The sequence below is a fragment of the Myxococcus sp. AB025B genome, assembly GCF_006518215.1.
Lineage (GTDB): Bacteria > Myxococcota > Myxococcia > Myxococcales > Myxococcaceae > Myxococcus > Myxococcus fulvus.
The window spans coordinates 1-11,399 of the sequence record NZ_SRLW01000318.1; the positions used below are offsets into that span (position 1 = coordinate 1).

Below are 11,399 nucleotides of genomic sequence, written 5' to 3' on the forward strand. Positions count from 1 at the left end.
TCGCTCGCCAGCACCGCCACCATCTTCCCTTCCCCCTCCAGCCCCTCCATCAACCTCCCTCGCTCCATCACCAGCTTCAGCCCCTCCTCCAGGCTGAACACCCCCGCCACGCACGCCGCCACGTACTCACCCAGGCTGTGCCCCATTACCGCCGCCGGCTTCACTCCCCACTCCCTCCACACCTCCGACAGCGCGTACTCCACGCTGAACAGCGCCGCCTGCGACACGCTGCTCCTCTCCAGCAGCGCCCCCTTCCCTCCGTACAAGACCTCCACCAGCGACTCCCCCAACTCCCCCTTCACCACCTCGTCGCACCGCTTCATCACTTCCCGGAACGTCTCACTCGTCTCGTACAGCTCCCTCCCCATCCCCTCGTGCTGCACTCCCTGCCCCGTGAAGAGCAGCACCACCTCCTCCGCCTTCCTCGCCTGCCCCTCCGCTCCCTTCTCCACCACCCCACCACTCGCGTACCTCGCAAGCTCCTCCCTCAACTCCTCTCCCGTCCTCCCCACCACCGCCACCCGGTGCGCGAAGCGTCCTCGCCCCGTGTTCGCCGTGAAGCACGCGTCCCCCACCTCTTCTCCCAGCCCCTTCGCGTACCGGCCCGCAAGCTCCCTCAGTGCCTTCTCGCTCCTCGCTGACAGCGCCAGCACGTGCCTCGGCCTCTCCGCCCCACCCTTCCTCTCCACCTCCGGCGCCTCTTCCAGCACCACGTGCGCGTTCGTCCCGCTGGCGCCGAATGAGCTCACGCCACCCACGCGCTTCCCGTCCCGCGCGGTCCACGGCACAAGCTGGGTGGGAATCTCCACCGGGAGTTCGTTCCAGGGGATGTACGGGTTGCCGCGCTTGAAGTGCAGATGCGCGGGCACCTCGCCGTGCTTCAACGAGAGCACGAGCTTGATGAGCCCCGCGATGCCCGCCGCGTACTCGAGGTGACCGATGTTCGTCTTCACCGAGCCGACCTGGAGGGCCGCGGCGCCGTCTCGCTTCTCGCCGAACACCGCCCCCAGCGCGCGCAGCTCGATGGGGTCTCCCAGCGACGTGCCGGTGCCGTGCGCCTCCACGTAGCCCACCTGCCTCGGGTCCAGGCCCGCGTCCGCCAGCGCCTGACGAATGACCGCCTGCTGCGCGAGCCCGTTGGGCACCGTCAAGTCACTGCTGTGCCCATCCTGGTTCACCGCGGTGCCACGGATGACGGCCAGGACCTGGTCTCCATCCGCTTGCGCATCCGAGAGCCGCTTGAGCACGACCATGCCGCAGCCCTCGCCCCGGCCGTAGCCATCCGCCGCGGCGTCGAACGTCTTGCAGCGCCCATCCACCGCGAGCATCCGCGCCTTGCAGGTGGTGATGGTGCCCTGCGGCGTCAGGATGAGGTTCACGCCGCCCACGAGCGACAGCGAGCTCTCCCCCGAGCGCAGGCTCTGACACGCCAGGTGGACCGCGACGAGTGACGAGGAACAGGCGGTGTCCACGCCGAGGCTCGGCCCCTGCAGGTCGAAGAAGTGGGACAGCCGCCCCGTGGCGAACGTGAGCAGGCTGCCCGTGAGGTAGCTCGCATCGATGCTCTCGGCGCCCTTGCCCTGGATGAGCTGGGTGTAGTCGCCGGTGGCGCCGCCGATGAACACCCCTGTCTTGCTGCCCGCGAGGCTCTGGGGCGCGATGCCCGCGTGCTCCAGCGCCTCCCAGGCCACCTCCAGCAGCAGCCGGTGCTGGGGGTCCATGTTCACCGCCGAGCGCGGAGGAATCCCGAAGAAGTACGGGTCGAACAGGTCCACGCCCTCCAGGAACGCGCCGTTGCGCGTGTACATCTTCCCGGGCTTGGAGGGGTCGGCGTCGTAGTACGCGTCGATGTCCCAGCGGCTCGGCGGCACCTCGCCCACCGCGTCCGTGCCCGCTCGCAACATCCGCCAGAAGGAGTCCGCGTCACTCACGCCGCCCGGGAACCGGCAGCCGATTCCGATGATGGCGATGGGCTCCGCCGTCTTCTTCTCCGGGACGCTCTCGCCCACCGAGCGAAGGAGCATCCTGGCGAGGTTCACCCGCTTCTCGGGGGAGAGACCACGCACCAACTTCTCCATGACGTCACTCATTTGAGCCCTCACCAGGGAAAGACTGTGCAAGTGATTGCAGCGCGGTCTCCGACAACCGCTCTGCTTCACTCAGCAGTTCGAAGATGGCTTCGTCCTTCAACAACGGGTCCACGTCGGCGACAGCGGCGTCGGCGAGCGCCACCTCGGGCCGAGCGGGAAGGAGCACCGCGAGCGCGGGGACCTCCTTCGCCAGGAAGTCGGTCAGCTCCGCCACCGTCGGATAATCGAACGCGAGCGTGGACGGGAGCTTGTGTCGGAGGCTCCGCTCCAGGTGGTTCTTCAGCTCGACGGACATGAGCGAGTTCATGCCCATCTGGAAGAAGCCCTGCCCCGGCGTCAGGGAGGAGGGCTCGGCGCCCAGGACCCGCGAGGCCTCGCCGCGCACGAAGTCCTGCAGCACGTTGCGGCGGCGTCCCAGGGGCGCCTCCTCCAGACGGCGCAGCAGCTCGGAGGTGACCGAGCCCTGCTCCAGGGGGGCCTTCGGGGCCGGCACCCCCACGGAGATGTGCTCGAGCAGAGGGCGGTGTCGCCGAGCCTCCTGCAGCGGCTTGAAGCGGCTCCAGTCCACCGACGCCACCGTCCGCTGGGTGACGCCCGCGCCCACCAGGCGCTCCAGCAACGTGAGCGCCGCCTCGGTCGGCATCGCCTCCAGGCCCACCTGCGAGAAGAAGCGCTGAGCCTCCTCGGAGCCCGCCATCCCGCCTTCACTCCAGCGGCCCCAGTTGATGCACGTCGCCGCCAGTCCCTGGGACTTGCGGTGGTGCGCGAGGGCGTCGAGGAAGTGGTTCGCCGCCGCATACGCGGCCATCCCTTGCGAGCCCCACACAGAGGACGCCGAGGAGAACAGGACGAAGCAGTGGAGTGGGAGGTGACGGGTGAGTTCGTGGAGATTCCAGGCGCCCATCGCCTTGGGATGGAAGACGGACGAGAGCACCTCCGGGCCCGTCTCCTTCAGCGCGCGGTGCGCCGAGACACCCGCCGCGTGGAAGATGCCCACGAGCGGAATGGGGCCCTGCCCGCATGCATCGATGAGCGCGCGCACCTGGTCCGGCTCACCGACGTCGCACCGCACGTATCGAACCGATGCCCCTTGTGCCTGGAGTTCGCGCAGTGCCTTGACCTGCGATGTGAGCGGGCTGTCCGACGGGAGCGATGCCCAGTCGCTCGGGGCGGGGAGTTCGGTGCGACCTGAGAGGAGCAGGTGCCGGGCGCCGTGGGCCACCAGTGACTTCGCGACCTGGAGCCCCAGTCCTCCCAGACCTCCGGTGATGAGGTACGCCCCATCGCCCCGCCAGGGTGACTTGCCCGCCGGAGGAAGCTCGCCACGGACGAGTCGGGCCACGTGCCGCGTCTTCCCGCGCAGGGCGAGCTGGTCCTCGCCGTCCGACTCGCACAGCTCCTCGCAGAGCGCGTCGACCTCTTGTGCGTCCGGCGATGTCGATAGGTCCACGAGCCCACCCCACAGCTCGGGGTGCTCCAGTGCGAGCACCCGACCCGCGCCCCAGATGGGTGACTGCGTTACGGAGATGGGACCTCCGTCGCCGACGGACTGCGCGCCTCGCGTGACCCACCACAGCCGCGTGTTCGCGCCCACGCCTCCGCCCAGCCGCTGCACCAGCGTCAGCAGGCTTCCGCAGCCGAGCCCCAGCGTCGTCGCGTCCGGCGCCATGCCGCCGAGGTCGAGGTTCCACAGGTGCACCACACCGCGGAAGGGGCCGCCGCCCTCCGAGGCCAGCTTCTCCAGCACCCGCTGCCAATCCGCGAGGTCCGTCGGGTCGACCCGCGCCGCATCGGCTCCGAGCGTCCGCTGACGCTTGGCCGGGTCCGTCGACTCGACGCGCGCCCCGTCCGCTCCGAGCGTCCGCTGACTCTTGGCCGGGTCCGTCGAACCGACGCGCGCCCCGTCCGCTCCGAGCGTCCGCTGACTCTTGGCCGGGTCCGTCGGCTCGACGCGCGCCCCGTCCGCTCCGAGCGTCCGCTGACTCTTGGCCGGGTCCGTCGGCTCGACACGCGCCCCGTCCGCTCCGAGCGTCCGCTGACTCTTGGCCGGGTCCGTCGGCTCGACACGCGCCCCGTCCGCTCCGAGCGTCCGCTGACTCTTGGCCGGGTCCCTCGGCTCGACACGCGCCCCGTCCGCTCCGAGCGTCCGCTGACTCTTGGCCGGGTCCGTCGAATCGACGCGCGCCCCGTCCGCTCCGAGGCCCTGCGCACCGGGCTCCGCGAACAGCAGCGTGCAGTGCTCGCCCCGGGCTCGCAGGCGCGCGGCCAGCGCCTCCCCCGTTCCCGTGCGGTCACAGAGAATCAACCACCGGCCTACGGCCTCACCCTTCCGCTGCGTCTCGGACTTCAACACGCGCGGCTTCTGGGGCCACGTCACCTCGTAGACCCACTCGCGTGAAGCGAGCGGCGCCAGCCCCTCCAGCTCGGAGTCCTCGGCGGGCGCCGCCCAGGCCCCCGCGTCCTCGAACGCGGTGAACGGGGTCAGCGACGCCAGCTTCGCGCGGTTCACCCGCGCCAGGTACGGCGCCCCCGCGTGCTCATCCTTCTGGGCGACGAGCAACGCATAGCTCATCAACCCCTTGTCGAGCGCCTTGCCGAAGTTGCGCATGGCATCGAAGTTCCGCTTCACCAGGTCACTGAGCTTGAACCGCTCCGCCACGACCTCCAGGTGACGGTCGAACCCCGGGTCCTCGAGGAAGCACGCGGCCTCCCGGCTGATGTCCACGCCCTCCACCAGCCGGAAGCGGTGGCGCGCCAGCAACTCCGCCCACTCCTCCGCGTTGACGTTGTACGACGCGGTCTCCTCGACGTTGATGGCCGACACGCCATTGGCGACGAAGTCGGCGAGCAACAGGAAGCCTCCGTTGTGGAGGCTCCGGGAGAGGTTCGCGAACAGCGCCTTCTTGTCCGCGACGTGGGTCGCGACCTCGAACCCGAAGGCCACGTCGTAGCGGTCCGGGAAGGCATCCTTCGCGCTGTCACGCGCGAAGACGCGGACGCGCTCCTGGAGCCCACGCGCCCGCACCCGCTCGCCGTCGATGGCCGCCTGCTCCGCGGAGATGGTGTAACCATCCAGCCGCAGGTGCGGGAACTTCCGCGCCAGCGAGATGAGGTCCGAGGCGTACCCGCAGCCGAAGTCGAGCACCTTGCGCACCGAGGACCAACGGACGCCTCGGAACAACACGGAGCGGAGCCCACGCTGCCCCTCCAACAGCAACTCCGTGTGCTCCGGTCGCTCCGGGAGTCCGTAGACGCTCAGCAGCCACGAGAAGCCCGGCACCGGTCGACGCTGGATGCCGAAGGTCAGGTAGACCTCGTCGGGCGCGAGCACCCGCTCCCGCTCCACGGAGTCGTCGTAGAAGCGGGACGGCGTGCCGTCGGCGTGCTCGGACTTCACCGTGTCCGAGGGCACCTCCATCACCTCCGGACGGGAGTCGACGGGGCGCGCCACGTTCCGGAGCGCGGCGGGGCGCGGCTCCAGCCAGAAGCGGGAGCGCTGCCAGGGGTAGCCCGGCAGGGGCGTGCACTCACCCGGCTCCGGATACACCGCGCGCCAGTCGATGGGATGCCCCGCCGTGTGGAGCGCGCCGAGCGACTGCAACAGGACCTCCAGCTCCCCCTCGTCCCTGCGCAGCGAGGGCAGCACCAGCCCCTCCGTGCGCGACGCTCCGACGATGCGCTCGATGGACTGCGTCAGGATGGGATGAGGGCTCAGCTCGACGAAGACCTGGTGCGGGCTGGCGAGCAGCTGCTCGATGACCGGAGAGAACAGGACCGGCTCACGCAGGTTGCGCTGCCAGTAGCTCGCATCCCAGTCCGTCCCGTCCGTCAGTCCTCCGGTCACGGTGGAGTACACGGGCAGGTTCGCCGCGCGGGGCTGGAGCCCATCGAGCGCCTCGCGCAGCTCCGGGAGCAGCGAGTCCACCTGGGGTGAGTGGGAGGCGACATCCACCTTGATGGCCCGACAGAAGACGTTGCGGGTCCGCAGCCGCTCCATGACCTCCTGCAAGGCCACGGAGTCTCCCGCCAGCACCGTCGTCGTCGGACCATTGCTCGCCGCGATGGAGAGCCGGTCCTCGAAGCCCGCGAGCACGGCCCGCGACTGCTCGAGCGAGAGCCCCACGAGCGCCATGCCGCCCTGCCCCCGGACGCGGCGGAGCAGCGCGCTCCGGCGGCAGATGACCCGCGCCGCGTCCTCCAGGGTGAGCACGCCCGCCACGCAGGCCGCGGCCACCTCGCCCATGCTGTGGCCCACCACCGCGTCCGGATGGATGCCCCAGGCGCGCCACTGCGCGGCGAGCGCCACCGAGATGGCGAACAACATCGGCTGGATGACACCGATGTCCTCCATCCACGAGGCGTCGTCCTTCTTCTCCAGCAACGCCAGCAGGGCGAGGTCCCCGTGCGCTCGCATGGCCCGCTCGCAGTCCTCCAGCGTGGCGCGGAACACCGGGGACACCCGGAGCAGCTCCCGCGCCATCGTGGGCCACTGGGAGCCCTGTCCCGAGAAGACGAACACCACCTTCGGCCGACGGGGCGAGGCCCGCCGATGGGAGACCGCCGGAACCGGCTCGCCTCGGAGGAAGGCCCCCAGGTGCTCCGCCAGCTGCTTGCGCGTGCGCCCCACTACCGCGAGCCGGTGCTCATGGTGGCTGCGTCGCGCGCTCGCCGTGTAACAGATGTCCGCCAGTCGCCCCGGCGCTCCGGCCAGCCAGGTCTGGTACTCACGGGCGAGCTGCTGGAGCGCGTTCTCGTCGCGAGCGGACAGCGGCAGCAGGTGGGCGGGGCGCTCGGGCGACTCGGTCGGACGCGCGGACTCCCGCTCCGGCGCCTCTTCGACGAGCAGGTGCGCGTTGATGCCGCTCAGCCCGAAGGAGCTGACGCCCGCCACGCGCCTGCCGGACGCCTTGTCCCAGGGACGGAGGCGGGTGGGGATGGAGATGGGCACCTCGCTCCAGGGGATGGCGGTGGTGGGCCGCGCCAGGTGGAGGTGGGGCGGAATCTCGCGGTGCTGGAGCATCAGCACCACCTTCATCAATCCGGCGATTCCAGCCGCGGCCTCCAGGTGCCCGACGTTCGTCTTGATGGAGCCCAGGCCGAGGGGCCGTGAGGCGTCCCGCCCCGGGGCGAACACCTTCTGCAGCGCGCGCACCTCTATCGGGTCGCCGAGCGGTGTCCCCGTCCCGTGCGCCTCGACGTAGTCCACCTGCGCGGGCTCCACGCCCGCGTTGGCCAGCGCCCGGCGAATCACCGCCTCCTGCGCGGGACCGCTCGGCACCGTGAGGCCACCACTGGGACCGTCGTGATTGACCGCGCCGCCTCGGATGACGGCCAGCACCGGGTCCTTGTCCGCGAGCGCGTCGGAGAGCCGCTTGAGCACCACGACACCGCAGCCCTCGCCCCGCACGTAGCCGTCGGCCGCGGCGTCGAACGTCCTGCACCGCCCCGTCGGAGACTGGGAACGGAGCCGCGACGAGACGATGTGCCCGTCCGGGGCCAGGATGACGCTCACGCCCCCCGCGATGGCCATGTTGCTCTCGCGAGCGCGCAGGCTCTGACAGGCCAGCTGCACCGTCACGAGCGAGGAGGAGCAGGCGGTGTTCACCGCCATGCTCGGCCCCTGGGCGCCGAGGATGTACGAGATGCGCCCGGCCATGAAGCTGGAGTCGTTGCCGAACGCCAGATACGCGTCCATCAGCGCCGGGTCCGCCTGCTGCGCCTGGAGCTGGGCGTAGTCGTTGAGCATCACCCCGACGAACACCCCGGTGAGGCTGTTCGCGATGCGCTCCTGCACCTGCCCCGCGTTGGCGAGCGCCTCCCACGTCACCTCCAGCATCAACCGCTGCTGGGGGTCCATGCTCGCCGCCTCGCGAGGCGCGATGCCGTAGAACCGGGCATCCAGCTCATCGAGCCGGACTCCCTTCAGGAAGCCCCCCCAGCGCGTGTACATCTTCCCTTCCGCCGCGGGGTCCGGGTCGTAGTAGTCGTCGATGGCCCACCGGTCGGGAGGCACCTCGACGATGGCGTCACCGCCGCCACGCAGCAGCTCCCAGAGCGCCTCGGGGTGGTTCGCGCCGCCAGGGAAACGGCACCCCATGCCGATGATGGCGATGGGCTCACGCTTCTCGCGCTCGCTCGCCTCCAGCCGCGCTTGCATCTTCTCCAGTGCGACCAGGGCGCGAGCCAGGCGTGCACTGTTCTCGTGCGGGTCCAAGGGGCTGCTCATCGTCGTGCCTCTCTCATGAACGTCGGGGCAGGCAACCGCGGGGGGACTAGCTCTCACCCATCAGCTTCTCGAGAGCCGCGAGCTTCTCGTCGAGCAGCGACCCCAGCTCCTCCTCGGGGCGCCGCTCCAGCTCCGCCAACGTCGGGCCCGTGTCCTCCACCGGCGCTGCCTGCGGGGTGGGGACGAGGGGGCCCAGTTCGAAGACCTCGAGCGCCAGGTGCTCGACCAGCGACTCGATGCTGGGGTGCTCGAACACCAGCGTGGCCGCCAGGGGGCGCTCGAGGCCCAGGCTCGCCTGGAGACGGTTCTTCAGCTCGACGGCCATGAGCGAATCCAGGCCCGAGTCGAACAGCCGCAAGTCCCCCGACCTCGGCGCGGAGGCATCCCAGCCCAGCACCTGGGCGACCTGCTGGTGCACGTGCTCGAGCAGCAGCTCCTGCTGACGACCTCGTGGCAGCCCCTTCAGCCGCGCCCGCATCGGCGACGCCTGCGCGCGGGGCATGCCCGCCCGAGCCTCGTCGAGCAGACCCGATAGGACCTTCGGCGCGCCGACCTCTCCGAAGCGTTGCAGGTACCGGGGCCATTCGATGGGCAGCACCGCGACCTGCGCGCGGCCCGAATCCATCACCTGTCCCAGCAGCTCCAGCCCCTGCTCCGGTTCAATCCACTCGAACCAGCGCCGCGCCTCCGGCACATCGAGGGCCGCCGCCATTCCGCCGCCACTCCAGGGGCCCCAGTTGATGCTCACCGCGCTCAGTCCGAGCGCGCGACGGTGGTGCGCGAGCGCATCCATGAACGCGTTCGCGGCGGCGTAGTTGCCCTGCCCCGCGGCCCCCAGCAACGAGGCGGAGGACGAGAACATCACGAAGAAGTCGAGCGGCAGCTCCAGCGTCTGCTGGTGGAGGTTCCAGCTTCCGCGCTGCTTGGGTGCGAGCACGCGCTCGAAGCGGGCCCAGTCCTGGTGAAGGAGCGTCCCGTCCTCCACCACACCGGCGACGTGCATCACGCCGCGCAGCGGTGGCGCGTCGCCGGAGAGGGTGGCCAGCGTCCGAGCGACGTCCTCGGGCCGCGAGACGTCCCCTCGCACGCACTCGATTCGCGCCCCTGCCGACCGAAGCGACCGCAGCGTCGCCTCTGCCTCGGGGCTCGCCTCGTTGCGCCCCATCAACACCAGGTGGCGTGCGCCGCGCCCCACCATCCACCGGGCCACGTGGAGGCCCAGGGCGCCCAGGCCGCCCGTGATGAGGTAGGTCGCATCCTGTCGGAGCTGTGCCACGGAAGGCGTCGTGCGTGAGGACACCTCACCGCGCACGAGGCGGGCCACGTACCGCCGTCCGCGCCTGATGGCGACCTGCTCTCCCTCGGGAGTCCGCAGCAGCTCGTCCAGCAGGGAGCGGAGGTCCTCGTCGCGCGAGTCGCCATCCAGGTCGATGAGCGCCCCCCAGGACTCCGGATGCTCCACCGCGAGCGTGCGGCCCAATCCCCAGAGCGCCGCATGGGCCAATGAGGGAGGCGCCGTCTCGTGCCCCGTGCGCTGGGTGCCGCGCGTCACCAGCCACAGGCGAGGCGGCGGCGTACCTCCACCACGGCTCAACGCCTGGACCAGATGGAGCGCACCCATGCAGGCCAGGTCCTGGGTCGACGGCGCGGACAGCCCGCCCCCGAGCCCCCACAGGTGCACGATGCCCCGACACGGCTCGCCCCCCGTGGCGGTGAGGTCCTGGAGCAGGCGCGAGAAGTCCTCGGCCCGGGTCGGGTCGACCGCGTACGTCCCACCCTCACGCGCCTCGTAGGTGCTCCCCGCGAGGACCCGGACGCAGCGAGCGCCCCGCGCCTCCAGCGACTTCGCGAGTTCGTCCGCCAGACCGCCCCCATCCGCGAGCAGCACCCAGGTACCACCCGAGGTCGCCCCGTCCGGGAGCGCCGTCAAGGAGCGAGGCTCCCAGGCGAGTTCGTAGGTCCAGTCCCGCCCCGTGCCGAGAATCCGCCGCAGCGCGGAGCGGCTCACCTGTTGGAAGCGCAGCCCCACCAGCTCGACGCACACCCGTCCAGCCTCGTCGAGGATGCGGACATCCCCGGTCGACGTGCTGCCCGCCCGCATCGAGACATGGCTCCAACACGTCGTCCCCGGCTCGCTCCAGACCACGAGCCGCTCCAACCCGACGGGAAGGACGAGCACGTCCTCGGGGGTGTCGCGGCCTTCGCCCAGGAAGAGGGCGCCGCAGACCTGGAGACACGCATCGAGCATCGCGGGGTGCAGTGGCGCACTCCACGTCTCCGCGGTCAGCGTTTCGGGCCGTCGCACCTGGCCCAGCGCTTCGCCTCGTCCCAGGCGGATGCGCTCGAGGCCCTTGAAGGCCGGGCCGTAGTGGATGCCGCGTGCGTCGAAGTGCGCATGGAGCTTCGCCGCGGGGACCTCCGTGGGACACCGCGCCTGCAGCTCCGAGAGTGCGCGTGGCTCGGGGGTGACGACCTCGGCTCGCGCCCTGGCGAGACTCCCCGACGCGTGCAGGGTCCAGCTCGGCGCCTTCGCGCCTCGGGAGCCCTCGTCTTCCGCGCTGAAGAGCTGGAAGGTGTACGTGTCATCACCGCTCGGAGACACGACGAGCTGGAGGACTCGCTCGGCGGCACCACGCAGGACGAGCGCATCGTGGATGAGCAGTCCGTCCACCGGATGCGCACCAGCACCCAGGAGCTCGACGGCCGCGGCTCGCGCCAGCTCCATGTAGACCGTGGCCGGCAGCACGGTCGCGCCGAGCACCTGGTGCTCGGCGAGGAACTGCATCGCGCCGGTGCCCACCGACGACTCGAAGACCGTCTGCGTGAGCGCGGGAGAGCGGAGGCGTCGACCCAACAACCCCGCGCCACCCGAGCTCGGCGTCGCGGCGCGAGCACTCTCACGAGGACGCTCGACCCAGTAGCGCTCACGCTGGAAGGGATACGTCGGCAGCGCCACCCTTCGGCGCGCATACCCCTTGTCCACCCCCGCCCAGTCCACCTCCACGCCCTTCACGTACAGCTTCGCCGCGCTCCCCAGCAGCATCTCCCAGTCGCTGCTCCCGGGCCTCAGGCTCCCCACCCAC

The 11,399-nt window shown here is 70.9% G+C and carries 3 protein-coding genes; all 3 read right to left on the reverse strand.

All coding sequences use genetic code 11. From position 1 onward, the window contains the following. A partial coding sequence (locus tag FL311_RS35640) for a type I polyketide synthase (RefSeq protein ID WP_255510389.1) occupies positions 1-2,078 on the reverse strand: 2,078 nt, incomplete at its 3' end. A gap of 4 nt (positions 2,079-2,082) precedes the next feature. Continuing rightward, complete coding sequence (locus FL311_RS35645) at positions 2,083-8,316, reverse strand: type I polyketide synthase (protein WP_228557304.1); 6,234 nt, start codon at positions 8,314-8,316, stop codon at positions 2,083-2,085. A 46-nt stretch (positions 8,317-8,362) separates the two neighbouring features. Further along, on the reverse strand, positions 8,363-11,399 hold a 3,037-nt coding region (locus FL311_RS35650), incomplete at its 5' end, for a type I polyketide synthase (protein WP_141332147.1).